Here is a 26,099-nt window from a genome sequence, read left to right as displayed (position 1 = left end):
GTAGATTTTAGTCCCGAAGCTTCGGGATTGATTTTAGATTATCGAAACCCCTGTTTATTAAAATTAGTAAATCTTCAGGGTTTTTATTTTGACTTTTGAAATCATAAAATTCATTATTCATCGACTTATCTATTGCTTTTCCATTGCTGATTTTAATTAAGTATGGATAACCTTTTCGGTCAGAAACGGCAGCTACCATATGAGAAATGTATTCTTGAATATAGTCGGATTTTAAAATTTTGCCTTCCAAAAAAACAGGTTCAATATCAGCTGTAAGATTTGGAATAATATTTTTTTCAATATAGTGATGGTTATTTTTCCGATTGCTGTAACAGAAAAATTTCTTTCCTTCAATGGATAATAAATAATTGCTATATCTTTTTTTGAATTGTTTTTTTTGAAAAAATTCAAAGACTAAATAAACTAAAATTATAGGAAGAAATAATACAGATAAAGGAATTCCAACTATAATTAGAAATATTATAACCGGAATTTCTTTTAATGTTTCCTTCATTTATAACTTTATTTCAGTTCTAAAGCGTTTCCTTCAAATTTAATTCCGTCCCATCCTAAGTTGATGAAATTTCTAATGTTTTGATGATTCGTTCCGCTTGGATCTCCCAGAACTTCATCAAAGTAAAAAGCACCAAAACAGGCTAAAGTTTCTTCTTTACTTAAGTTTTGCAATTTTGCGAAAGAAAATAATTTGCAGGACCCCGAGTTCTCTCCGGCTGCATTATGCTGCGTTCCGTTTTGAAAGGCGGTTGGGCTAAAAGTGTAGTTTTCCTCAATTACTGCAATAGTTTCCGGGAATGTGATTTGGGTTGGATTTTGTTTTACTTTTTCTAAAAAGGCTTGTATGCTCATGATTTGTATTTTATTGTCAGTTTAAGTTTTCCTGCCACAGATTAGAATGACTGAAATGATTTTGGAATTTGTTTTTCCTGCTGCTAATTGCCCTAATTTCTGCTAATTAAATCCGTAAAATTTATGGCAGCCCTTTTTTATCAATCCGTGTGCTGGTCTTTTTAATCTTCTTCTTTTTCTTCTTCTTCTTTTTCATCCTTCGAAAACTTACTTTTCTTAGGTTCTTTGGTTATGGTTTTTCCGGCAACGACAACGACAATTTCGCCGCGCGGAGCTGTTTTTTCAAAATGGGTTAAAACTTCTCTTGCAGTTCCACGAACATTTTCTTCGTGTAACTTTGATAATTCTCTCGAAACGCAAACTTGTCTGTCTTCCCCAAAATACTGAATAAATTCAGCTAAAGTCTTAACGAGTTTATGTGGCGAAACGTATAAAATCATCGTTCTGGTTTCTTCGGCTAAAGCCAAAAAACGAGTCTGACGTCCTTTTTTATCAGGCAGAAAACCTTCAAAAACAAATTTATCATTTGGTAATCCGCTATTGACTAAAGCGGGAACAAAAGCCGTTGCGCCAGGCAAACACTCAACATCAATTTTATTTTCAACACAAGCGCGTGTCAATAAAAAACCAGGATCTGATATTGCCGGAGTTCCTGCATCTGAAATCAAGGCAATGGTTTCACCGGCTTTCAAACGTGCAATTAAATTTTCGGTTGTTTTGTGCTCGTTGTGCATGTGATGGCTGTGCATGTGCGTGCCAATTTCAAAATGCTTCAACAATTTTCCACTCGTTCGGGTGTCTTCCGCCAGGATCAAATCGACTTCTTTCAGAATCCTGATCGCACGAAAAGTCATGTCTTCAAGATTGCCTATTGGCGTGGGAACGATATATAATTTAGACATAATTTTTTGCTATTCTATTTTAATTAGAACACGAATTTCACTAATTGACACAAATTTCAGGTGTCTTTAAAAATTTCACAAAGAAAAAATTCGTGCTAATTTGTGTAATTTGTGTTTTGCTTTTTATGAGAATTTCTTCTCTACAATTCCCAGGAAACGTTCTGCATAATCGTCTTTTCCTTCCCAGTTGTTATAATCCGGTTTTACCATATTTTCTATGAATTCCAAAGCTTCGCTGTAGGTGTCAAAAGTCAGCAATTGATTTAAGACACGGCTGTAATCTTCAGAGCTGTTTCCAAAGAGGTTTTTTGTAAAAGCAATTCGGTCATTCAGATCAATATGAAAACCTTTTGCCAGTTTTTCGTTCAGTGTAACAGGTTTTGTTTCTGCCGGAGTTTCTAAAATAGCCGTTTCAACGATAGCTTTTTTCTCTTTGAATTCAGGAATTGAAGGTGTTGGAGTAGGGGTTACGTTTTCATAACTGTCTACTTTTACAAACTGGGCATCGGCATAATTGATTCCAAAATCTTCAAATGAGATCGCAACAGGACTTGGTTTTGATGAAGTATCTGTTTTTGGTTCTTCTTTCTCCGGTTCATTTTCCTCTATTTTCTCCAATTCAAAAGCAGGCTTGAAATCCGGAATTGGTTTTAAATCGCTTACCGTGGTAAACGAAAATTCCTGAGGAGCTTCTGTTTCTTTTTTGGTCTCAACAACAGGTTCTTCAATTTTTTCAACAACGGGTTCTGTTATGATTTCGGCAACCGGCTCCGCAATAGTTTCGATAATGGGTTCCGGAATTACTTCTTCAGGAACTTCAGCAACGATTTCTTCGACAACCTCTTCTTCTTTTACTTCTTCAGCAATTTCCGGTGTAGCTGCCGTTTCAGTTGGAGTTTCTTCAGCTGCTGCCGGAGTTTCGGCTTTTACTTCGGCCGGAACTGGTTCTTCCTTTTCAAAAATAGATTCAATTTCAGTATTAATTTCGCTTTGACCAATGGTAGGCTTCAAAGTGTCGAAATTTTCCTCTACAAATTTTAAAATCGCTAATTTCTCATATAATTTCTGCGTTTCAAGATACAATTGATTGATATCGGATTTGTTTTTAAGCTTTAAAATTCGATGTGCAATGCTGATTAAATCGGCTTCCAATTTTTTTTTCATAACTGTTGAAATTATAGTGAATAGGGTATTTTAGTATATTTTGTATTTGAATGTCTTTATTACCGGCAGAAATCTAAAAGATATTTTTTTATTTCTGTTAATAAGCGTTTGCGAATCTCCGATTTGATAAAAATTTTCTACTTTTGAAAAAGTGTAAAACAGCAATTTTTCACGTCGATTTATTACCAGTACAAAGTAATAAAAACTATTCATTTTTAAAGGTAGAAAAATACAAAATGTTTCTCGAAAATACAGTAAATCACAAAGAACAATTTGGTTGGATTGAAGTTATTTGTGGATCAATGTTTTCGGGTAAAACCGAGGAGTTAATCCGCAGATTAAAACGCGCCCAATTTGCCAAACAAAGAGTCGAAATTTTTAAACCCGCTATCGATACCCGCTATCATGATGAAATGGTCGTTTCTCACGATGCCAACGAAATTCGGTCAACACCGGTTCCGGCCGCTGCAAATATTGCTATATTGGCACAAGGCTGCGATGTGATAGGAATCGATGAAGCACAGTTTTTTGATGATGAAATTGTTACAGTTTGTAATGATCTTGCCAATCAGGGAATTCGTGTGATAGTGGCAGGGCTTGATATGGATTTTAAAGGAAATCCTTTCGGGCCAATGCCGGCACTTATGGCAACGGCAGAATATGTAACTAAAGTACATGCCGTTTGTACAAGAACAGGTAATCTTGCCAATTATAGTTTTCGTAAAACCGATAACGATAAATTGGTAATGCTGGGCGAAACCGAAGAGTATGAACCGTTAAGTCGTGCCGCCTATTATAATGCCATGAAGAAGATTCAGGATAAATAGATTTTAAATACCATTAAGCTTTAATAAACCATGCAAGAAGAGCAAAGTAAAAGAAAACAAAATATCTTATTGTTAGTTTTAATTGGAATTGCAGTCGCTTTAGCTGTTTTTTTTCAGTTTTATCTTTCTAAAAATGTAACAAAAGCCAATACTGAAATAACAAAGCTGGTTGAAAAGTATAATAAAAATTGTCCCTTAACAATTCAGCAGGGTATTCGTTTAGACAGTGTGAGTTTGCCCGAAGAAAGAGTGGTTCAGTATAATCTAACATTGATGAATGTAGCAAAACAAACGGCAGAAATTGATGTAATAGGCGAAGAAATAGAGAAAAGCCTGATAAGTACAGCAAAATCAAATCCGGGACTGCAGGTTTTCAGGGATAATGATTATTCACTGGTTTATAGTTACTATGATAAAAAGAAAGTTTTTTTATTTAAAGTGAAGCTAATACCGGATCAGTATAAATAATGTAAAGATTCTGATATAAAAGAAAACCCGACAGATTTTGAAATCTGTCGGGTTTTCTTTTATAAATTAAAATGATATTCGCTGTGTTTAAACTGGACTGAAGTCCGGCTCTACAATATGATAGGTTCCTTTAGAACTGTAAAAGAGCCTCTGGCTCATAGTGCAGGGAACGGTTTTAAATTGGATCGATTATTTAAATTTTCTTTCTCATTCTTGCCACCGGAATATCTAATTGTTCACGATATTTTGCTATAGTTCTTCTGGCAATCGGATATCCTTTTTCTTTTAGGATTTCGGCCAGTTGATCGTCTGGTAAAGGTTTCTTTTTATCTTCTTCCTCAATGGTGTTCTTAAGGATCTTTTTGATTTCTAAAGTCGAAACATCTTCACCCTGATCGTTTTTCATGGCTTCAGAGAAAAATTCCTTGATTAGTTTAGTTCCGTAGGGTGTTTCAACATATTTACTGTTGGCTACACGCGAAATGGTCGAAATATCTAAGCCAACCATATCGGCGATGTCTTTTAGGATCATCGGCTTTAGCTTGGTTTCGTCGCCATCCAAAAAGAATTCTTCCTGATAATGCATAATCGCATTCATCGTTACAAAAAGCGTTTCCTGGCGTTGTCTGATCGCGTCAATAAACCATTTGGCCGAATCCAGTTTTTGTTTGATAAACTGAACCGCGTCTTTTTGAGCCGACGATTTGTCACGGGAATCTTTATACGTCTGCATCATTTCCTGGTAATCTTTAGAAACGTGCAGGGAAGGAGCATTTCGTCCGTTTAAGGTCAGTTCCAGTTCGCCATCAACAATTCTGATTGCGAAATCAGGAACCACATTTTCGGTTACTTTATTGTTTCCGGTAAAAGATCCGCCCGGTTTTGGGTTTAGTCTTTCGATTTCGTGAATTGCTTTTTTAAGCTGCTCATTGGAAACACCATATTTCTGAAGCAATTTATCGTAATGTTTTTTCGTAAAAGCATCAAACTGATTCTCGATAATATCAATTGCTAAATCAACATATTCCGTTGGTGTTTTGTGTTTCAGTTGTAATAATAAACATTCCTGTAAATCACGCGCTCCAACTCCCGAAGGTTCCAGTTCATGAATGACCTGAAGCATCTTTTCGACCATTTTCTCATCGGTATAAATACCCTGGGTAAAAGCCATATCATCGACAATATCCGGAACGCTTCTGCGGATGTAGCCCATATCATCAATACTTCCAACAAGGAATTCCGCGATTTCACGCTCTTCATCATTCAGAATAAAAGTATTCAGCTGATTGATTAAATCCTGATGAAAACTAATTGGCGAAGCAAAAGGAGTATCGCGTTCTTCGTCTTCGCTATAATTGTTCACCTGAGTTTTATAATCCGGAGTATCGTCGTCGCTTAAATATTCGTCGATATTAATATCATCTGCTTCGATTCTGTCGCCTTCTGCATCATCATAATCGTCGTATTCTTCATTAGCGAATTCATCCGCTTCGTATTCCTCTTCTTTTCCCGCTTCTAAAGCCGGATTTTCGTTCATTTCTTCTAATAAACGTTGCTCAAAAGCTTGCGTAGGCAATTGAATTAGCTTCATCAGCTGAATTTGCTGAGGAGATAATTTTTGGGATAATTTTAAATTTAAAAATTGCTTTAGCATTTGTTTTTGTTAAAAGTTTCAAGTTTCAGGTTTCAGGTTTTCCAACTGAACGGACAAACCTAAAATCTGAAACTTGAAAACAAATTTTATAATTTTAGTTCAGGTTCCAATAACTTTAAACCTGAAACCTGAAACTTTTTTAAATTAAATTTATTAAAATTCAGCACTTCCGGGAGTTCTCGGGAAAGGAATTACGTCTCTAATGTTTGTCATTCCTGTAACAAACAATACCAAACGCTCAAATCCAAGTCCGAAACCTGCGTGTGTTGCTGATCCAAATCTTCGGGTGTCTAAATACCAGTACAATTCTTCTTCATCAATGTTTAAGGCTTTCATTTTTTCAACCAAAACATCATAACGTTCTTCTCTTTCAGAACCACCAACGATTTCTCCAATTCCGGGGAAAAGGATATCCATGGCGCGAACCGTTTCTCTTCCCGGTTCTGTGTTGTCGTTCAGACGCATGTAAAACGCTTTGATGTTTGCCGGATAATCATATAAAATTACCGGACATTTAAAGTGTTTCTCTACTAAATAACGTTCGTGTTCTGATTGTAAATCAGCTCCCCATTCATTAATCAGGTAGTTGAATTTTTTCTTTTTATTTGGAGTTGAATCTCTTAAAATATCAATTGCTTCCGTATAAGAAACACGTTTAAAGTTGTTCTCTAAAACGAAGTTTAATTTTTCTAACAAAGCCATTTCGCTTCTTTCAGCCTGCGGTTTTGATTTTTCTTCTTCTAAAAGTCTTCCTTCCAGGAATTTTAAATCATCTTTACAATTGTCTAAAGCATATTTAATTACATACTGAATAAAATCTTCAGCCAGATCCATGTTGTCGTCAAGGTCGTTGAAAGCAACTTCCGGCTCGATCATCCAGAATTCTGCCAGGTGACGGGAAGTATTTGAGTTTTCTGCTCTAAAAGTAGGCCCAAAAGTATAAATCTGACCCAAAGCCATTGCAAAAGTTTCTCCTTCTAATTGCCCTGAAACCGTTAAGTTCGTTTCTTTTCCAAAGAAATCTTCTTTATAATTTACTTTTCCGTCTTCGGTTCTTGGAGTATTGTCAAATGGTAAAGCAGTTACCTTAAACATTTCTCCTGCACCCTCGGCATCAGAACCTGTAATGATTGGCGTATTTACATACACAAAACCTTTTTGTTGGAAATAGTTGTGAACCGCAAACGACAATACCGAACGCACACGCATAATGGCTCCAAAAGCATTAGTACGAACACGTAAGTGTGCATTTTCGCGTAAAAATTCAAGTGAGTGTTTTTTAGGCTGCATTGGAAATTTCTCCGCATCAGAATCTCCTAAAATCTCCAGTTTATTTACCTGAATCTCATATTTCTGACCCGCACCTTTACTTTCAACCAAAGTTCCCGTTACAGAAACTGCAGCTCCTGTAGTAATTCTTTTTAGGGTTTCTTCCGGTGTATTTTCAAAATCAACAACACATTGTATATTATTAATGGTAGAACCGTCATTAAGAGCGATGAACTGATTATTTCTAAAAGTTCTCACCCACCCTTTTGCATTAACCTCCTGAAGCGTCGTCGTACTGTTTAATAAGTCTTTAACTTTTGTGTGTTTCATTTTATATATACTATTGAAATTAAATTATTTGTTGTGTAATAACTGCAAATATAAACGATAATTATTAAAATTAGAAGCTATTTCCCGCTCTCCGCTATATCTTTTTATTGCTAAAGGAGCAATAAAAAGGATGCCGCTACTATCGGGGCTAGGGGCAATCATTTTCAAAAGGACCAGTTATTTTTTATGAATTTATTATTTTCCCATTTTATTGTCATTCCGGGGAACGAGGAATCTGACTAGTAGTTCCGCAAAGAATTCGCCAATCGTTTTAGAGTTTCGAGTGAGATTCCTTGTCCCCCGGAATGATATGCTTTATTTAAATCCTTCTTACGCTAAATGTTTGTATTTCTCAAAATTCTCATTTAATACTTCTACAAGTTCAGTGTGGTTTATTTGCATTGAAATTGCTGAAAGCACAAATGGCGAGCCGTAATTATTTAAATTAAATTGTGCTAATCTTTTTCTTATTCGATTATTTTCATTTTCAATCCAATAATCAGGATTGTTAAGATTAATAAGGACCATTTTTTGGCTTTGTATTTGTAGTTCCGAAAAACCTTCAATATTGTTCCAGCTTATAAATTCTGATGGATTTTTTTTCGGATTAACGTTAATTCCACTTTTATCAATAATTACAAAAAGTTTGTTTTTTGCTAATTGTTTGATGGAAATATAAAAACCTAAGCCAAAAAATAAAACTGAAATAATCCCTATTCCTTTTATGAAAATTGGACTTCCTGATCGAAAGCCAGTCAAATTTTCGGCATTCATGAACATCCAAATTCCTATGATTACAAATAGAAGAGAACTAATCAGCAATAAGAATGATTTTTTCTTACTCGAATAAATTTCGATTGTCTTCATTACTTTTTAATTCGTGCTAATTAGTGAAATTTGTGTTTTACCCTTCCAAATTCTCCAAATCCTCTTTCTTAGCCTTCTTTTTCTCAAAAGTCAAAACCAGAGCCGGTAAAACCAATAAATTGGCAAACATCGCAAACGCCAATGTACAGGAGATTAATCCTCCAAGCGCGATTGTTCCGCTAAAGCTGGAAAGGGTGAAAGTAGCAAATCCTAAAATCAAAACTACCGAAGTATAAAAAGTACTGATTCCGGTTTCTCTTAGTGCACTGAAAACAGATTTTTTGACTTTTCCGTTGCTTTGTATTAAATCGTGTTTGTACTTCGCCATAAACTGAATCGCATTATCTACCGAAATACCAAATGCAATACTGAATACTAAAATCGTTGATGGTTTTAGCGGAATTCCAAAATAACCCATTAATCCTGATGTGATACAAAGCGGTAAAATATTGGTAATTACAGACGCCATTACCATTTTAAAGGATCTGAACAAATACAGCATTAATCCTGCAATTACTAAAATAGCAAAAATCAACGATTCGATTAAGTTGTCAACCAGATAAGAAGTTCCTTTCTGGAAAACCAGTGCTTTTCCGGTTAAGGTTACTTCGTAACGGTCTTCAGGAAAAATTTCAGCAATTTTCGAGCGTAACTTTTTCTCTACCCTTGCCATTTCCTGTGTTCCGATATCTTTCATGAAAGTCGTGATTCGGGCATATTGTCCGGTCGAATCTACGTACGATTTCATTAAATTGTCTTTGCTGTTTTTGGTTGCATTCTTCGCATAGGATAAAATAAAAGTCTGTTCCTGCGAAGTGGGCAACTGGTAATATTCCGGTTTTCCGTTGTAAAAAGCCTGTTTCGAATATTTAACCAAATTTACTATAGAAACTGGTTTTGATAATTCAGGAAGTTCTGCAATCGTGTTTTGCAGTTCATCCATTTTTTTCATCGTCGATAATTTCATAACCCCTTTTTTATGTTTGGTGTTAATCATTATTTCGAGAGGCATAACGCCATTGAATTCTTTTTCGTAAAATAAAATGTCTTTATAGAAAGAAGCGCTTTTTGGCATTTCACCAATCAAACTTCCTGAAACTTTCATTTGTGAAACTCCAATTACACTAAAAACCAAAAGCAAGCCGTAAATTGTATAAATTACTTTTCGTTTGTTTTTTACCACATTTTCGACAAAATCCAGTAAAGTCGAAATGTATGTTTTAGTTAAATGATACAAATGTCTTTCTCCCGGAACCGACATGAAACTGTATACAATCGGCACAATTAAAAGGGTCAGTAAGTAAACCGAAATCACATTGATCGAAGTCACCAGACCAAATTCAAAAAGCAAATCATTTCCGGTAATCATAAAGGTGGCAAAACCTATCGCAGTCGTTAAATTCGTCATCAAAGTCGAAACCCCAATTTTCGAAATAATACGTTGTAACGCTTTTGCCTGATTGTTATGTAATTTAATTTCCTGCTGGTATTTATTGATCAGGAAAATACAGTTCGTGATCCCGATAACGATAATTAAGGGCGGAATAATAGCTGTTAGGATCGTGATTTTATAATGAAATAATCCAAGTGTCCCAAAAGACCAGATTACACCAATGATCAAGATACAAATGGAGATAAAAGTCGCTCTGAACGAACGGAAAAAGAAAAAGAAAATCAAGGAAACCGTAAACAATGCCGCACCAATAAATAGCCCGATTTCGCCTTTCATATTATCTGCATTGATCGTTCTGATATAAGGCATTCCGGAAACTTTCAAATCAATTCCGGTAGTTTTTTCGAATTTATCGATTTTCGGAACCAGGTTTTCAAGGATAAATGTTTTTCTTTCCGGTGTGTTAACAAGGGCTTTGTTAATGTAAATGGCTGAGCGAATACTTCCGCTTTCTTTGTTAAACAACAATCCTTCGTAAAAAGGCAAATTGTGAAACAAATCGTATTGCACCGTTTTTAAATATTCAGGATCAAGTGCTTTTTGCTGATCTATAAAAGGTTCAAGAACAAATTTTTCGTTAACGGTGTCTTTTTCTAATTTCTTTAAATCGTTTAAGGATACGACCAAATCTACTTCTTTAGATTTCTTTAAACCTGTCATCAATTCATTCCAGGCCGCATAGTTTTTTGGTGTAAAAAACTTTGGATCCTGAAACCCAATTACCACAAGATTTCCTTCTTCGCCAAATTTATCTAAAAATTGTTGATACTGCTTATTTACAATATGATCTTTAGGAAGCAGATTTGCCTCAGTATAAGTCATAGCAAGGTTTTTCCACTGGTAGCCGAGGAAAATCGTTAAAGCAGATAGGATTACTAGTATTAGTATTCGGTTCTTAAGTATGATTCGGGCTAGTTTCTCCCAGAATCCAACTTGTACAGCGTTTTTCATAAAATCTTTAAAAATGGTTGCAAATGTAGTGAAAAGTGCTCTAAAATGTAAATAATCAGTTGTAATTTACTTAATCTTAACACAAATTGTTAAGTTGTAATTTGTGATATATTTCTTTCTTTTTGCTGTTTAGTCGGTAGCTTTTCTCATATTTGTACTTAATTTAAAAATGGGACGAAAATGAACTGGATTTTATTGATTATTGCAGGACTTTTTGAAGTTGGATTTGCATCATGCCTTGGCAAAGCCAAAGAAACAACAGGAATAATATCAACCTATTGGATGGCAGGGTTTTTTGTTTGTCTTTCAATCAGTATGTTATTGTTGTATAAAGCCACGCAAGTTTTACCCATTGGAACCGCTTATGCAGTCTGGACAGGAATTGGAGCCGTTGGAACCGTTTTAGTCGGGATTTTGGTTTTTAAAGAACCGGCAACGTTCTGGAGGATATTTTTTCTTTCAACGTTAATTGCTTCAATTATTGGGCTGAAGTTTGTTTCCAGTCATTAAGTGATATGGCCCGCGGGTTATACTGATTTAACGGGTTTGTAGGCATTATTTTTTTAAATTATAATTCATGAATTGCTTCGCCTGTTCGCTATCGCTCGGGTGGTGGCGAAAAAAACACAGATTGTGCAGGTGATTTTATTTATTGAAATCTAAAAAATACTATAAAAAGAAAATCGGTGACAATCTGTTAAATCCGTAAAAACCGGGAGCAACAAAAAACTTTTTAATTTTACATAACAATGCAGGAAAACAATACCATCACTTTTATTTTTTTAGCAATTCTGTTGTTGCTCATTTTTATCATTTGTTTTTTGATGTATCAATTGATGCAATTCAAAAAAGCAAAAGACGATGCCGAAAAGAGTTTTTATGCACTCGAAATGAAGGTGAACGATTTACAGTTAGAAACTTTAGAATCAAAACTAAATCCGCATTTGTTTAAGAATATTCTAAACTCGATTCAGTCGCATGCCTATCAAACCTATTTTGCATTAGATAAACTCGCCAATGTACTGGATTATATTTTATACGAAAGCAAAAAGAAATTTGTGACCGCAAAAGAAGAAATTGATTTTGCTTTGAATTTAATCGAAATCAATAAAATTAAGATCAGTCCGCTTTTTGAATTAAAGATCAAAACCAATATAAACAAAGATGATAAACTGTACGATCAGCCTTTGCTGGCGCCTTTAATCTCGATCGATTTAATCGAAAATGCGTTTAAACACGCCGATTTGCAAAGTGCCGATGCTTTTATTTCGGTTGTTTTTGAGTTTAGGGACAATGCTTTTTTTATGACCGTTTCTAATAAAATATCCGATAAAAAAGTATTAAAGAAAGAACGCAGCGGTTTTGGCCATGCCACTTTAGAACACCGTTTGCGCATCATTTATAAAAACAATTTCAAACTGGATAAGTTTGTAGAAAATGATGTTTATATTGCTCATCTAAAAATAGACCTCCTTGAATACAAAACTGAAATGCTTGCTTCTGGACGATGAATTACCCGGATTAACGTACTTAAAAATGCTTTGCGAACAAATTCCCGAAGTCGAAATTGTAAAAACGTTTAATAATCCCGAGAAGCTTCTTGCTGATATTCCAAACCTTGATTTTGATTTGCTAATATCAGATATCGAAATGCCCGGAATGGATGGTTTGCACCTGGCCGAAATGCTCAAAGATAAATTGGTTATTTTTTGTACCGCTTACAAAGAATATGCTGCCGATGCTTTTAACATTGATGCCGTTGATTACATTACAAAACCGGTAAAATTAGAACGTTTGCAAAAAGCGATCTCAAAAGCTTTTGAACGTTTTCATAAGCCGGATGCTGCTAAAAAGTTCATTCAGCTTAATACCGATAAAGGAAAAACCCTGCTGTATTTTAATCAGATTCAATACATTAAAACTGCTGTTAGTGATAGTCGTGATAAGACGGTTCTTTTGGCTGATGGCACTTTTTTGAATTTGAAAAACGTAAAATTTGATACCCTTTTGAATGAATTGCCCGATGCTGATTTTTGCCGGGTAAACAAAAAAGAGATCGTGGCAGTAAAAGCAATAAAATTCTTTAATCACAATGAAATTGTTTTGCATCATTTAGAGAAAAATGATAAAAACAGCACTTTGATTTTGAGCGAAACTTATCGTTCTGACTTTTTGAAAAAGGTAAAATTATAACTTGTTACAAAGTTTTTCCCACTTGTTACATACATTGAAAATTAGCTTTAAAATTGCTTTTTCACTTGATCCTCAGTTCTGATATTTGCAGCATTAAAATTAAAAAACGAGTTATGAATAACATTAAAAACTCCTTATTTTACGTTACAGTTATTGGCGGTTTTACAGCTCTGATATATTGGGTAATTTCAAAAGGCGCTGCACTCGAAGTGGGGCGCGGAATTGTACATAAACAAATCGAAAGCAATCATTGGAATGATTTCCTTAGTTCGATGGTGGACAATTTAAAACATCCTTTGGCTATTCTACTGGCACAAATCGTTACTATTATTTTAGTTGCCCGTTTGTTTGGATGGGTTTTTAGAAAAATAGGGCAGCCATCTGTAATTGGAGAAATGATTGCAGGTATCGTTTTAGGGCCTTCTTTGGTCGGAATGTATTTTCCAGAATTTTCAGCTGCTTTGTTTCCAAAAGAATCGTTAGGGAACTTACAATTCCTGAGCCAGATTGGTTTGATTCTTTTCATGTTTGTGATTGGAATGGAACTGGATTTGAAAGTATTAAAAAACAAAGCACACGATGCTGTAGTTATAAGTCACGCCAGTATTGTGATCCCTTTTGCCCTGGGGCTTTCATTAGCTTATTTTATCTATCATACTTTTGCTCCGGTTGGAGTTGAGTTTGCTTCTTTCGGGTTATTTATGGGGATTGCCATGAGTATTACTGCATTTCCGGTATTGGCCAGGATCGTGCAGGAACGGGGCATGCAAAAAACAAAACTCGGTACTATTGCCATAACCTGTGCTGCGGCAGATGATATTACGGCCTGGTGTATTCTTGCTGTTGTTATTGCAATTGTAAAGGCAGGTTCGTTTACCAGTGCTTTATACGTAATTGGATTGGCCATTTTGTATGTAATTGTAATGCTAAAAATCGTTCGTCCGTTCCTGAAACGTGTCGGAGATTTAAATTCAACTCGCGAAAGTCTGAACAAACCTGTTGTCGCTATTTTCTTCCTTACGCTTTTATTCTCTGCTTATGCTGCAGAACTAATTGGAATTCACGCTTTGTTCGGGGCTTTCTTAGCAGGGGCAATTATGCCTGAAAACAACAAATTCAGAAATATTTTTATCGAAAAAGTTGAAGACGTTGCAATCATTGTTTTATTACCGTTATTCTTTGTGTTTACAGGTTTACGTACCCAAATTGGTTTGTTAAATGATCCTTATTTATGGAAAGTTACCGGAGTAATTATTGCCGTTGCTGTTGCCGGTAAATTTTTAGGAAGTGCTTTGGCAGCAAAATTCGTCGGGCAAAGCTGGAAAGACAGTTTAGCAATTGGAGCTTTAATGAACACCCGCGGTTTAATGGAGCTGGTAGTTTTAAATATAGGGTATGATCTAGGGGTTTTATCTACCGAGATTTTTACCATGATGGTCATTATGGCTTTAGTAACTACTTTTATGACTGGACCTGCTTTAGATTTTATAGGTTTTATTTTTAAAGATAAAATAACAGCCGTTCCTCAGGAAATTGGAAATAAAAGCAAATTCAAGATTTTACTTTCGTTTGCTACTCCCGAAAGAGGTAAAAAATTATTGAGAATCGCCAATAGCCTGGTTAAAAAACAAGGCGATAATTCGATTGTCACAGCAATGCATTTATCGTTGAGTACAGAGATACACTCATTTGATGTTAAAGATCACGAACGTAAAATGCTGGTTCCGGTTATTCAGGAATCAGAGCGCCTGAATCAGAATATGGTAAGTGTTTTTAAAGTAACAAATGATATCGATACGGACATTATTGATACCGCAAATCAAGGCGAGTACGATTTATTATTAGTTGGATTAGGGCAGTCTATTTTTGAAGGAACCTTGCTTGGAAAAATCCTGGGCTTTACGACCCGAATTGTAAATCCGGATCGTCTGATCGATAAGTTTACCGGAAAAGAAGGTTTATTCGAAAACTCGCCGTTTGATGAAAGAACACGCCATATTATTGCAAAAAGCAAAATGCCGGTTGGAATTTTTATCGATAAGGATTTAGAAGAAGTCAATCAGGTTTTTATGCCAATTTTCAGTAAAGAGGATTCTTTCCTGATAGAATATGCTAAAAAATTAATCAACAATAACGGATCTCAGATCACTGTCCTGGACGCTAGTGGTGAAGTAAAAAATACCAGAGACATTCAGGAAACGATTCGTTCGATTGAGCAAATTGCACCCAATCATATTATGATTATGCACGACAGAACGATCAAAAAAGAATTTTTAGAAAACCAAAACCTCATGATTATTAGTTTAGACAGCTGGAAAAAACTAATTGAATCGCAAAGTACATGGTTGAACAATACACCTTCGGTTTTGATTTTGAAACCGTAAAAGGTTTTAAAATTCCAGTATTTAAAAAATTCCAAATTCCAATTTTATGATTGGGGTTTGGGATTTTTTTTGTTTTGCTTTTTTTGAAGATTTCCAGGATTGCGGGATGGTACGCGGATGATACGGATTCGCTAAAGCGAAAGCGCGGATTTGCACGGATTTTTTCTGTTGTGTTATTCGCATTTTTTGTCATCTCGACGCAAGGAGAGATCACACTCGTAGATCGACAAAGGTTGGCGACAATCTTGTCATCCTGACGGAGGAAGGATCACACTAGTAGCTTGACAAAGATTGATGATATTCTATGTGGAGTTACTAGTGTGATCTACTTCGTCTGTTCGCTATCGCTCGGGTCTCCTTGCGTCGAGATGACAAACTATAGGTATAATTGGAATTTAAGATATATTGGAATTTAAAACCTAAAGCCCCAAATCAAGTACATAAGAAATCTTAACGGCAATATTGTCTTCAAATTTTAACAATTGGTTTGGTCCGTAACGATAGAATCCACCTAAACCAAAACCTTTGTAGATTTTGTTTAATTCGATTCCGGATTCAAAGAAACCTTTATCTAAAGTTTTATACGTTGGTCCTACGTGTTGTTCCGGATTTTCCATGTGTCCCCAAGCCATTCTGGTAACTAATACTAAAGAAGGGCGTACTTTTTTGAGAATTTTGATTCGATCAAAACCATGTTTGATTTGAAAAAAGATATATTGACTGGAGAAAAACTCATTAAAATACATGGTTTCAAAACTGTTTCTACCGGCAAAAGTAATACGCTGAACAACAGTTTCCTTGGTTAAGTTGTTGGGCATTGTATTGTACAAATGCGTAATTGGAACGTCTCCTATGGCATAGCCTCCTTGTAATAACAAGCTTGTTTTCTGACCGTTTAGATATTTCTTTTCATATTCTGTTTTGAAATCTATTTTCCCAAACGAAAAATCATTTTCTAAAACATGGGGCAAAGATTGTGTGTACTGAAAAGTAAATCGGGGGAACCTTTTATCAGATTCGGTTCTTCCGGTTGGTGTTTGCATAAAATCACTAAAGGGTGCCCATACAATCGAAATCATTGCGGTGGTCATGATGTAATTAGAATACAATTTTCCGTTGTAATTAAACAGATAATCAAATTGTGGCTCAACATATGTTCTGGCCAATTCGAAAATTGCCTCGGTTTTTGGGATTACCTTACTTTGAACATTGGCTTTCCAGCTCGTATAATGATAAAATGTACTAATGTTGATGGGACGCGGATCGTAAATTTTGAAAACACGTTTGTCCACCGCAAAAAGCGTACTTGCAATCTCCCGGACATCATCTGTATAATAACCGTTTATCCAGGTATTAGTACTTTTGTTCAATGAAACGCCGGTTCCTATACTATATTTGATTTCACCATCTTTTGTGCCATAAGCAGAATAGCCTTCTATTCTGAAATTTTTAGAAAAACGGTCATTCGTGATTCCGCCCAGACCTAAGCGAAAACCTTCGTAGTTATTATAACTTACGATTTTTTTCAGATCAAGATCAACCGGTCCAATCGGAATGTAACCGTTGATGATCTTTCGTCCAAATCCCAGGCGGTTTTCGATTTTTTTACTGATCGATATACTGTCTATCAATTGGTATGTTTTCTGGCCTTTTAAGTCTAAACTTTCTTTTCGGTATGCATTCCAGAATTCTTCGGGTTTTTTATTGGCATCGTCTTTAATTTCGATGTAAAGCGATGGATCTTTGATGTTAGGCGAGGTGTTGTAATGAATATCGAAGTTGTTGCTTTCAGAAAGTAAATAAGTGAAATCGGAGGCTGATTTTTTTCTGCGCTCAAAATTGTCTTCAACATCTCCGTCAAACTGAATTGTTCCTCCTAAAATCTTAATATCATCGTCGTTTTTTCCTTTTACGATTTTAAAAGTCGTATTGCTCTGAAACCATACTTTTTCGCCCGGGACATATTTAAATTCGTGAATGCCACTAATGTCCAGCACACCTTTTATGCGCATTACGGCTTTGGCTACGGCAAAATTCTCCTGATCTATATATAAAACACCTTCTAAACCTGATGATTTTCTTTTTTGTTTGTTTTTAAAGTAAATCATATAGGTTTCCCTGCCTTTTATATTTACAGTATCGAGGATCTTATAATTATAATTTGTGATAGCGCTATTCGAGATAGGATTTTCATATTTAGTTTCGAATAATTCATATTTGTTGTCATAAATCGAAATCGACTGTAAATTAAAAGCAATAACTTCATAAATAGGGTTCTTGAAGCCCGCCATTTTGGTCCCCAGAATTGTTTCTTTGAGTTTATTGTCTGCAAACTGATATTGCGACACTTTTTCGGTTTGAAACAAATGCTGTTTGCTGATTATTTCTTTGAATTTATAATCAGATGAATCGATGTTGATACGCTTTTTGTTTAAATCTTTGTAGGCTGCAGTAGAATCAATTCTGCCATCAATAGAATCCGGGTTGGCTGTTACAATAAGTTTATTGTAGCTTTTGTATTCGAAAGTGCTCAGCTTTTTTTGCGGATCGTTCCTGCTTTTGTTTGCAATTACTTTTTTTATAATTGTTAAGGCAGGATTTTCATTAGAAATAACAACTTCTTTTAAGTCATCTGTTTTTTGAGAAAGTGAAACGGGATAAAATTTCTTGTTCGCTATAATAGCAATGCTTTTGGTTTGAAAACCGATATACGAAACAGAAAAATTGTTTGCTTTTGCCGAAGGCGTAAAAATGAATTTCCCGTCAACATCTGTAATCGTATTGATGTTGTCAGAAGTGGTTATGGTAGCAAAAGGGAGAGGCTTATTGCTGGAGTCTGTTACAATTCCGTTTATTTGAAATTGCGCCTGAATCGTAAGCGTGAAAAACAAAGTCAATAAACAAAATAGCTTCATACAGAATGTTATAGTTTCAAAAACGAAAAGAATTTGATTTTGGTATGCAAAAATAAGAATAAAAAAATCCGTCTGGTATAATTTAACCAAACGGATTCTTTATTTTGTCTTAAATACAATTAAACTTTCATAATTTCGGCCTCTTTTGCGGCCAATAATTCGTCAATTTTTTTGATGTATGTGTTCGTCAGGTTCTGAACTTCTTCTTCTGCAGATTTGCAAATGTCTTCAGAAGTCCCTTCTTTTTCCAACTTTTTAATATCTGTATTAGCATCTTTACGCACATTACGTACCCCAATTTTAGCATCTTCGGCCTCAGATTTTGCCTGTTTAGCCAAATCTCTACGGCGCTCTTCTGTCAAAGGCGGAACGCTAATAATGATAACATCACCATTGTTCATTGGGTTGAAACCAATATTGGCGACCATAATTGCTTTTTCGATAACTTGTAACATGTTTTTTTCGAAAGGCTGCAATGTAATTGTTCTGGCATCAGGAACACTAATTTTAGACACTTGCGAAAGTGGTGTTGCTGATCCGTAATAATCTACAAAAACGCTTCCCAGCATTGCCGGAGAAGCTTTTCCTGCACGAATGTTAAGAAACTCTTTCTCTAAATGCGCAATCGAACCATTCATAGATTCTTCTGTACTATCTAATATAAATTCTATTTCTTCAGTCATTTCTTTTAGATTTTTAGATTTTTAGATGATTCGATTTTTAGATTTTTAAAAATGCCAGCATCTAATTTACTAACTAATATAGTTTTTTGTTTTTTTAATGTTGTACGATTATCAAAATTTAGAGAAATCTAATGATCTAAAAATCTGATAATCTAAGGAGTCTATATGTTTACTACTGTTCCTATATTTTCGCCTTCACAGATTTTTAGTAAATTTCCAATTTTGTTCATATCAAAAACAACGATTGGTAATTTGTTTTCCTGACTTAATGTAAAAGCTGTTGTATCCATTACATTTAATCCTTTTTTAAGGACATCATCAAAGGAAATCATATCGAATTTTACTGCTGCTGCATTTTTTTCAGGATCAGAATCGTAAACACCATCAACCCGGGTTCCTTTTAAGATCACATCTGCATTGATTTCGATTCCTCTTAAAACAGCTGCAGTATCAGTGGTGAAATAGGGATTTCCTGTTCCTGCGCCAAAAATTACAATTCTTCCTTTTTCAAGATGACGATCTGCTCTTCTTTTGATGTATGGTTCTGCAATAGATTCCATTTTTAAAGCAGTTTGCAAACGGGTTTTCATTCCTTTGTCTTCCAGCGCGCCCTGTAGTGCCATACCATTAATTACGGTAGCAAGCATTCCCATATAATCGCCCTGTACTCTATCCATTCCAGCACTTGCTCCTGCAACGCCTCTAAAAATATTTCCTCCTCCAATAACAATAGCAATTTCTACTCCTTTACTGTGAATTTGCTTAATTTCTTCGGCATATTCGGCTAGTCTTTTAGGGTCGATTCCGTATTGTAAATCACCCATTAATGCCTCGCCGCTAAGTTTTAGAAGAATTCTTTTATATTTCATGTGTGTGTTGCGTTAATTTGTGCAAATATAGACATATTCTGATTTTTAAAAATAATGTTTGCAAAAATAATTTCTGTCTATATTTGAATTGGATTTTTTGTTCTTGTAAGAATTAATTGAAGTAAATAATGTTTGCAGGTAAAAGCAAAAAATAGTTACGAATTGATACCGTTAATCGTTGCAAAAACATACAGGTTAAACCGAATATAAAATAACTTTAAATATAGAATGTCAGATATGATTTGTACCCTTTATTCGCATCACATTGGTTTTGATAAAATAACCCTGATACTTCAAAACAGGTACCCCAAAGCGGTTCTTAAATTCAGTAATCAAAATGATTCCCAAATTGTTGAAATGGAAACAAAAGACGGCTTTTTTGGTTCCGGAAGTACATTAACAATACAATACAGAGAAAGAAAAGAACCCTCTTATCAGATTCCTGAAATTGACGGTTGTGCCCTAACAGGTAATTTGAGAGGTTTGTATGGATATGTAGATTCACTGCAATCAAAAAATGAAAAAGTAAAGTCTTTGTTTTTACATAAAATCCAGACCTTAAATTCAGAGTTTTCAATACAACAGGAAAAAGGGCAGACTAAGGACTTAAAAGATCTTATAAGGCAACTGGCAAATGATTTTGAAGCAGTTCTTTTTGTACAGCCCAAAACCATTATAAGTAAGTCTGATGGTCAGCATTTTTTAGATCAGCATCTTAACTTAATTTTAGATACTAACGGAGATTGTGAAATTGAGAATCTGGACGTAAACATTAACAGCATTTATTACGATAAAAACCAGACCCAAATAAGCGAGTCACAATTGGCCTGGAAAGTACAAAGTGAAAAAATCCTCGAAGAACGAAATATAAAGATCAATCAATACCTGCCATATATTGAAGCTGAAAATGAAGTTGTAATCAGAACTCCAAAAGAAATAGCAGAACGAGTATGTGTTTTAGCCATGACGAATTTGGTTGCTTTTAGTACAATTTCAGGCGAAGAAGCAAGCGAATACCTAAAAAGTTATAATCTATGGGATCTTGTTACCCCGAATGAAAAGGATTTTTTGACGAATCCCACTGATCAGAAAAAGAGCAATGAATCCTGGAAATGTGAATGTATATGGACTTTGATGTTTGCATTGAATAAAATTGATGATTTAGGTTTCCCGAATGAGTTATGTAGTTTAAATGATATTCCTGCAGATGATTATCCGGTGAGCCCCGATAAAGATCCAAATGATTTTATTAACTCGGTCTCTGAAGCAAGAAGCAAAGCAGAAATTTTAGCTTTAAACGATTTGTATTATCGACTGGATTGGGCTTGTGTTGATGCAAGAATAAACGGAATAGAAATGACAGAAGTGCATCCGGGTGTTGTTTACGAACGCCATTATGCCCTGAATTGGCTGATAAATTATAATGAAGCAGCCTGGGACGATGTAACTTGCGATACCTAGAATTTATAATTTTCTCCTGTTTAGGGAAGTTTTCTAAAAACAGGCATAATGACTTTTGTGAAGAGGGATTTGTTTCTCTTTTAATTATGACAAAAGTCATTATAGCGTTTCTGTAAAATGCTTAAATTTGAGTACCAAAACAAACATATATGAAAAGCACTGTAGCCAAAGCATTGTTCAATAGTCATTCTTATGCTGAATATCGAAAATTAGTTACCGATTTACTGTTTGAAGGAAAATCAACAGGAAACGACCAGTCTGAAAGCCTCACTAATTATTCTAAACTGAACGAAGCCAGAATGAACCGACTGGATAAAACCATTACGGTTTCTGAAGATGTTATTTCAAAATTAAGAAGTTTGGAAAATCATTATATCTGGCTGGTAATTTCGGAAGGATGGTGTGGTGACGCAGCACAGATTCTGCCCATTTTAAATAAAATGGCTCTGGCGTCTGATAAGAAGATTGATTTAAGAATTGTACTGCGTGATGAAAACGAGGACCTGATGAATCAGTACTTGACAAATGGCGGAAGGGCAATTCCCAAAGTAATTGTTATTTGTAAAGAAGCCGGAATTGTTCGCACGGATTGGGGACCAAGACCAAAAGGCGCTGCCGAATTAATGGCAAATCATAAAAGGGATTTTGGCGCTATTGATGAAAAAATAAAAACCGATTTGCAATTATGGTATTTGGCTGATAAAGGTGCTTCAGTACAGCAGGAATTGGTTGAGATTATGGAAAACATTAAATATAACCGACTGTAGCCTAATATTTTTTTTGTAATAAATGTCTGAAATCATTGGCAGGTAAAGCCTTGATTGCAAATGGTATAAGGTTTTAAAAAATTCGATAAAATATTTTTTTTAAAAGAATTTTTTGTATCTTGCTATAGCAATCCCACTTCTATTATATACTTTTTGATTTACTCTTTTTATTGGTGTCTATTTAATGTTTAACAATTAAAAAATACACTGCTATGAAAAAGTTATTCGAAAGGTTTTACGATTTTTTCTCAACATTTTTATTTGGAGGAAAAAATGTTCCTCATTATTAATTCCAAAAATAAAGTATGGAGTAACATTATTTTTAGAAGTTGGCACATTATATTTTTTATATAATGTGCTTCTTGTTTTTAGAAGTAACTAATCCGTTTTTTGTTTGTAATAAAAAAAGTCCATTAAGGTAATTCCAATAGAAATAGTTCCAACACTTTTGTCATTATGAACAGGAAAGGCATAGTCGCTGATTTCTGCAAAAAGTGTAAAATCATCAGAACCAATTCCTAGTTTTATCTTTTTATATTCCCCGTTTAAGTTGCCCCGGCCTATTGCGAAACCTTTTCCGTAGCCGGCTTGCAGCATGATTCTGGTTTCCTGACCAACCCTTGGATTTAAGCCAAAGTTTAAAAAGACAGGAACTGCCACCAGTTTATCGTCCCATTTCCAGTCGATTCCGCTGTGGATTCCCAAAGTAATCCATTTTTTATAGTGAATTCCGTATCCCACTTTTGTTCCCAAACCATTCGGAACAAAAAAAGCATTAGATGAAGCTGATCCGTCATTATTCTGGACATTATCTCTGTCCGGATTACCTGTTATGGATGCCGCAATATCAAATTGCAGGTAAGTGATTTTTTTCGCCTGAGCGTAAAGCGATGTGTTGAAATAAAAAAAGGCAAGAAAGATAAGTAAATAATATCTCATAAAATTGATTTAGGTGCCTCTTTGCTATGAAATACTACTAATTCAGTGAGCTAAGAATTCGTAAAATAATTTTTGAAAGATATTTAAAATAATCTCGATAATTCGTACAAAAAGAAGTTTATTTTTTTACTAAAAAAAGAAGTGTTTTACTGCAGGCTTTCTTCAAACAAAGTAATATCGATGGCATTTTTTACATCATAGTCGCCAATTTTAGTTCGGCGTAAAACAGTTAAATGCGATCCTGAATTCATCGTCTTTCCAAAATCAAAAGCCAGTGATCGAATGTATGTTCCTTTGCTGCATACTACCCTGAAGTCAATTTCAGGAAGTGCAATTCGGGTAATTTCAAATTCGTGGATCGTTGTTTTTCGGCTCGCAATTTCTACAGTTTCTCCGGCACGCGCATGTTCGTATAAACGAACTCCGTCTTTTTTAATAGCTGAAAAAATAGGTGGTTTTTGATCGATTTCACCCAAAAACTGTTTTACGGTTTCATGAATCAAGGTCTCGTCAATATGCGAAGTTGGAAAAGTTTCGTCGATTTCTGTTTCTAAGTCATACGATGGAGTAGTGGCCCCAATATAAAAAGTTCCTGTATATTCTTTTGCCTGGCCCTGAAGCTCAGAAATTCTTTTGGTAAATTTTCCGGTACAAATCAATAATAATCCCGTCGCCAGCGGATCTAAAGTTCCTGCGTGGCCAATTTTAAACTTTTTAGGAAGTCCAACTTTGTTGATTAAAAGATATTTTAATTTATTGACAGCTTGAAACGAACTCCATTTTAAAGGTTTGTCAATCAGTAAAACCTGTCCGTCTAAATATTCTTCAGGTGTCATTATATAATCGTAAGAGGATGAATAAAAAAGTGAATCACTAATAAAATGATTCCGGCAATGATTCGGTAATAACCAAAAACTTTAAAGCCATTTTTAGTCAAAAAGCCAATAAAAGTTTTAATTGCCAAAAGTGCTACAATAAAAGCCACTATGTTTCCGATAACTAATAAATTAATCTGATCGTGAGATAATTCAAATCCGGCTTTATAGTAATCGTAACATTTTTTTGCCGTTGCGCCCAACATTGTAGGAACGGCTAAAAAGAATGAGAATTCTGCTGCAGTAGTCCTGCTTAATTTTTGCGACATTCCCCCTACAATACTTGCTCCGCTTCGTGAAACTCCCGGAATCATGGCAAGACATTGAAATAAACCAATTTTAAAAGCCTGTAAGTATGTAATTTCCTGAGATGTTTCGGCAGTATTGGGTTTGTTGAACCATTCGTCAACTTTCAATAAAATTAAACCTCCTATTAAAAGTGAAACGGCAACCGTAACCGGATTTTCTAATAAACCATCAATAAAGTCGCTCAGTAATAATCCTAAAACTACGGCCGGAATAAAAGCAACCAAAAGTTTAAAGTAAAAATCAAAACTCTGAAAGAAACGTTTGAAGTATAAGATTACGACAGAAAGTATGGCGCCAAGCTGAATAACGATAGTAAAAAGTTTGGTAAAATCTTCGTGGGCAATCCCAAAAAAGGAAGAGGCAATAATCATGTGCCCCGTTGAAGAAACAGGTAAAAATTCTGTAATTCCTTCAATAATGGCAAGAACAATAGCTTGTAATGTATTCATTTAATTTAGATTGTTAGAGTATTAGACTTCTTAGATGTCAGACTTTTTGAAGAGATCAATCTAAAGATCTAAGTGGTCTAAGCAGTCTAAGAAAGCCTACTTAGATTTTTTGAAGATAGAATAAATCGTGATTCCAAAACCAATTAAAACAGTTGTTGGAGCTAAACGAATACGTCTGAAACTAAAAACATCCTCACTAAAAACATTTGGATCATCACTTCCGCCACCGGACATTAAGATGAAACCCAGTGCAATAACACCAATTCCGATTAATAAGATTTTATAATTGATCCCATCAAAAAGGAATTCCTGTTTTTGTGGTTGTTGATTTTCTTCTTTATAATTACTTTTCATTTTTATTTTTTTGTGTCCCTAAACCTAAGTGAAAGGGAATTGTATTTTTTTAAATCTTAAATCTAAAACCGGTGATCTGAAAATTAATAAAGATCGTCAGTTCTCAAATTCAGGAAACGTTGTGTTGCAAAGTGTGTGCTTACCCAGGTAATTAAAACGCCTAATCCGAAAACGGCTAGTAAAACCAGTCCAATTAAAGCTTTGTCTTCTAATATGCCTAATCCCGGAAAGTTGGTTTCTACATAAAATAAAACCCCAATTAAAGCCACAATTGCTAATCCCGCGCCCAACATTCCTAATTTTACACTTCGCATTACAAAAGGTTTACGGATAAACGATTTTGTTGCACCAACCATTTGCATGGTTTTTATGATAAAACGATTAGAGTGAATAGACAAACGCAATGAACTATTGATTAATAAAACGGCAATTATCGCAAGAAAACCGCTGATAATTAAAATCCACATACTTACTTTTTTGATGTTGTCGTTTACCAGATTGACCAATTGTTTGTCGTAAACAATATCTTCGATCATGGTGTTTTGACGCAAACGGCTTTCAATTTTAGTAATACTGTCTCTTTCTACATAATCAGCTTTTAAGTGAATATCGTAGGAATTCAATAACGGGTTTTCTCCTAAAAAGGTCAGGAAATCTTCGCCAATAATATCAGTATGTTCTTTTGCCGCTTTTTCTTTAGACACATAAGCATAAGATCTTGCGAAAGGCGCTCTTTTCAATTCTGTATCAAAGGCCTTCATTACACTGTCATTGGCTTCATTTTTAAAGAAAACCGTCATGGCGATTTTTTCTTTAAAGTCATTAGCCAGTTTTTTAGAATTAATAATGAATAATCCCAGCACTCCTAAAAGGAATAATACCAGAAAAACACTTAATACAACCGAAAAATAAGAGGAAATTAACCTGCGCTTTTGAAATTTATCAAAGTTAGAACTCATAGTTTGCTTAAATTATGTGGTAAAAATAATAAAGAATTTCTTTATTTGAAGTTAATAACGGCCAAACTTTTAACTTTCGTACAATAAATGTAAATTTGCGGACTTAAAACTTAGAAACTTAGTTACTCAGTAGCTTAGCAACTCAAAAAAAAATGACTCGAGTAAGCGAAAGCCTGACTCCATTAAAATA

General features: G+C 34.9%; 24 protein-coding genes. 8 read left to right on the top strand and 16 right to left on the bottom strand.

The features are described from left to right. Positions 1–7: 7 nt before the first annotated feature. From ACHRWY_RS11880 to ACHRWY_RS11865, 4 genes are all read right to left on the bottom strand, one after another. Positions 8–514: a hypothetical protein gene (locus tag ACHRWY_RS11880; protein WP_395354804.1), complete on the bottom strand. Its 507-nt coding sequence runs from the start codon at positions 512–514 to the stop codon at positions 8–10. 8 nt (positions 515–522) lie between these two features. Continuing rightward, the gene (locus ACHRWY_RS11875; protein ID WP_395354803.1) at positions 523–867 is read right to left on the bottom strand and encodes a HopJ type III effector protein; all 345 of its coding nucleotides are present in this window, start codon (positions 865–867) and stop codon (positions 523–525) included. Between the two features lie 161 nt (positions 868–1,028). Next, positions 1,029–1,769: a 16S rRNA (cytidine(1402)-2'-O)-methyltransferase gene (gene rsmI / locus ACHRWY_RS11870; RefSeq protein WP_395354801.1), complete on the bottom strand. Its 741-nt coding sequence runs from the start codon at positions 1,767–1,769 to the stop codon at positions 1,029–1,031. Between the two features lie 123 nt (positions 1,770–1,892). Then, on the bottom strand, positions 1,893–2,933 hold the full coding sequence (locus tag ACHRWY_RS11865) for a hypothetical protein (protein ID WP_395354799.1): 1,041 nt from the start codon (positions 2,931–2,933) through the stop codon (positions 1,893–1,895). A 236-nt stretch (positions 2,934–3,169) separates the two neighbouring features. Here ACHRWY_RS11865 and ACHRWY_RS11860 point away from each other — a divergent pair, with 236 nt between their 5' ends. Continuing rightward, positions 3,170–3,760 carry a thymidine kinase gene (locus tag ACHRWY_RS11860; protein WP_072965237.1) on the top strand — a complete coding sequence of 197 codons (591 nt, stop codon included), beginning with the start codon at positions 3,170–3,172 and terminating at the stop codon, positions 3,758–3,760. A 30-nt stretch (positions 3,761–3,790) separates the two neighbouring features. After that, positions 3,791–4,228, top strand: coding sequence for a hypothetical protein (locus tag ACHRWY_RS11855; RefSeq protein ID WP_395354797.1), 438 nt, complete (start codon positions 3,791–3,793; stop codon positions 4,226–4,228). A 193-nt stretch (positions 4,229–4,421) separates the two neighbouring features. Here the strand turns inward: ACHRWY_RS11855 and rpoN are convergent, their stop codons facing one another. The 4 genes from rpoN to ACHRWY_RS11835 form a co-directional block, all read right to left on the bottom strand. Then, complete coding sequence (gene rpoN, locus ACHRWY_RS11850; RefSeq protein WP_395354796.1) at positions 4,422–5,882, bottom strand: RNA polymerase factor sigma-54; 1,461 nt, start codon at positions 5,880–5,882, stop codon at positions 4,422–4,424. Between the two features lie 153 nt (positions 5,883–6,035). Further along, positions 6,036–7,481 (bottom strand): asparagine--tRNA ligase, encoded by a 1,446-nt coding sequence (asnS, locus tag ACHRWY_RS11845; protein WP_395354794.1) that lies wholly within the window; start codon positions 7,479–7,481, stop codon positions 6,036–6,038. Between the two features lie 330 nt (positions 7,482–7,811). Next, positions 7,812–8,348: an STM3941 family protein gene (locus ACHRWY_RS11840; protein WP_395354793.1), complete on the bottom strand. Its 537-nt coding sequence runs from the start codon at positions 8,346–8,348 to the stop codon at positions 7,812–7,814. Positions 8,349–8,385: 37 nt separating this feature from the next. Then, entirely contained in the window at positions 8,386–10,752 is a 2,367-nt protein-coding gene (locus ACHRWY_RS11835; RefSeq protein ID WP_395354791.1) for an RND family transporter, read from the bottom strand. Positions 10,753–10,932: 180 nt separating this feature from the next. Between ACHRWY_RS11835 and ACHRWY_RS11830 the strand changes: the two genes are divergently transcribed. From ACHRWY_RS11830 to ACHRWY_RS11815, 4 genes are all read left to right on the top strand, one after another. Continuing rightward, the gene (locus ACHRWY_RS11830) at positions 10,933–11,262 is read left to right on the top strand and encodes a DMT family transporter (RefSeq protein WP_395354789.1); all 330 of its coding nucleotides are present in this window, start codon (positions 10,933–10,935) and stop codon (positions 11,260–11,262) included. Positions 11,263–11,501: 239 nt separating this feature from the next. After that, entirely contained in the window at positions 11,502–12,263 is a 762-nt protein-coding gene (locus ACHRWY_RS11825; protein WP_395354788.1) for a sensor histidine kinase, read from the top strand. Continuing rightward, entirely contained in the window at positions 12,226–12,945 is a 720-nt protein-coding gene (locus ACHRWY_RS11820; RefSeq protein ID WP_395354786.1) for a LytR/AlgR family response regulator transcription factor, read from the top strand. The genes ACHRWY_RS11825 and ACHRWY_RS11820 overlap by 38 nt, the downstream gene beginning before the upstream one ends. Before the next feature lie 113 nt (positions 12,946–13,058). Then, positions 13,059–15,329 (top strand): cation:proton antiporter, encoded by a 2,271-nt coding sequence (locus tag ACHRWY_RS11815; RefSeq protein ID WP_395354785.1) that lies wholly within the window; start codon positions 13,059–13,061, stop codon positions 15,327–15,329. A 419-nt stretch (positions 15,330–15,748) separates the two neighbouring features. Here the strand turns inward: ACHRWY_RS11815 and ACHRWY_RS11810 are convergent, their stop codons facing one another. From ACHRWY_RS11810 to pyrH, 3 genes are all read right to left on the bottom strand, one after another. Continuing rightward, on the bottom strand, positions 15,749–18,244 hold the full coding sequence (locus ACHRWY_RS11810) for a DUF5686 family protein (RefSeq protein ID WP_395354784.1): 2,496 nt from the start codon (positions 18,242–18,244) through the stop codon (positions 15,749–15,751). Positions 18,245–18,363: 119 nt separating this feature from the next. After that, the gene (gene frr, locus ACHRWY_RS11805) at positions 18,364–18,927 is read right to left on the bottom strand and encodes a ribosome recycling factor (protein ID WP_395354782.1); all 564 of its coding nucleotides are present in this window, start codon (positions 18,925–18,927) and stop codon (positions 18,364–18,366) included. Positions 18,928–19,088: 161 nt separating this feature from the next. Beyond that, complete coding sequence (pyrH, locus tag ACHRWY_RS11800) at positions 19,089–19,796, bottom strand: UMP kinase (RefSeq protein ID WP_395354780.1); 708 nt, start codon at positions 19,794–19,796, stop codon at positions 19,089–19,091. A gap of 237 nt (positions 19,797–20,033) precedes the next feature. On the opposite strand from pyrH, the gene ACHRWY_RS11795 reads away from it, so the two are divergent. Then, positions 20,034–21,257, top strand: coding sequence for a DUF4272 domain-containing protein (locus ACHRWY_RS11795; protein ID WP_395354778.1), 1,224 nt, complete (start codon positions 20,034–20,036; stop codon positions 21,255–21,257). A gap of 149 nt (positions 21,258–21,406) precedes the next feature. Further along, entirely contained in the window at positions 21,407–22,024 is a 618-nt protein-coding gene (locus ACHRWY_RS11790; RefSeq protein ID WP_395354777.1) for a thioredoxin family protein, read from the top strand. A 378-nt stretch (positions 22,025–22,402) separates the two neighbouring features. On the opposite strand, the gene ACHRWY_RS11785 is transcribed toward ACHRWY_RS11790, so the two are convergent. The 5 genes from ACHRWY_RS11785 to ACHRWY_RS11765 form a co-directional block, all read right to left on the bottom strand. After that, positions 22,403–22,963, bottom strand: coding sequence for a hypothetical protein (locus ACHRWY_RS11785; RefSeq protein WP_395354775.1), 561 nt, complete (start codon positions 22,961–22,963; stop codon positions 22,403–22,405). A 146-nt stretch (positions 22,964–23,109) separates the two neighbouring features. Beyond that, the gene (truB, locus tag ACHRWY_RS11780; protein ID WP_395354774.1) at positions 23,110–23,799 is read right to left on the bottom strand and encodes a tRNA pseudouridine(55) synthase TruB; all 690 of its coding nucleotides are present in this window, start codon (positions 23,797–23,799) and stop codon (positions 23,110–23,112) included. Continuing rightward, the gene (locus tag ACHRWY_RS11775; RefSeq protein ID WP_395354772.1) at positions 23,799–24,596 is read right to left on the bottom strand and encodes an undecaprenyl-diphosphate phosphatase; all 798 of its coding nucleotides are present in this window, start codon (positions 24,594–24,596) and stop codon (positions 23,799–23,801) included. The genes truB and ACHRWY_RS11775 overlap by 1 nt, the downstream gene beginning before the upstream one ends. A 96-nt stretch (positions 24,597–24,692) precedes the next feature. Next, on the bottom strand, positions 24,693–24,950 hold the full coding sequence (locus ACHRWY_RS11770) for a DUF3098 domain-containing protein (RefSeq protein WP_395354770.1): 258 nt from the start codon (positions 24,948–24,950) through the stop codon (positions 24,693–24,695). Between the two features lie 83 nt (positions 24,951–25,033). Beyond that, positions 25,034–25,909 (bottom strand): cell division protein FtsX, encoded by an 876-nt coding sequence (locus ACHRWY_RS11765; RefSeq protein WP_395354769.1) that lies wholly within the window; start codon positions 25,907–25,909, stop codon positions 25,034–25,036. Between the last annotated feature and the right edge of the window lie 190 nt (positions 25,910–26,099).

The sequence above is a fragment of the Flavobacterium sp. FlaQc-48 genome (genome assembly GCF_044007335.1).
Classification (GTDB): domain Bacteria; phylum Bacteroidota; class Bacteroidia; order Flavobacteriales; family Flavobacteriaceae; genus Flavobacterium.
Note: the sequence above shows the minus strand (reverse complement) of the source record. Positions and strands in the feature narration are given on the sequence as shown.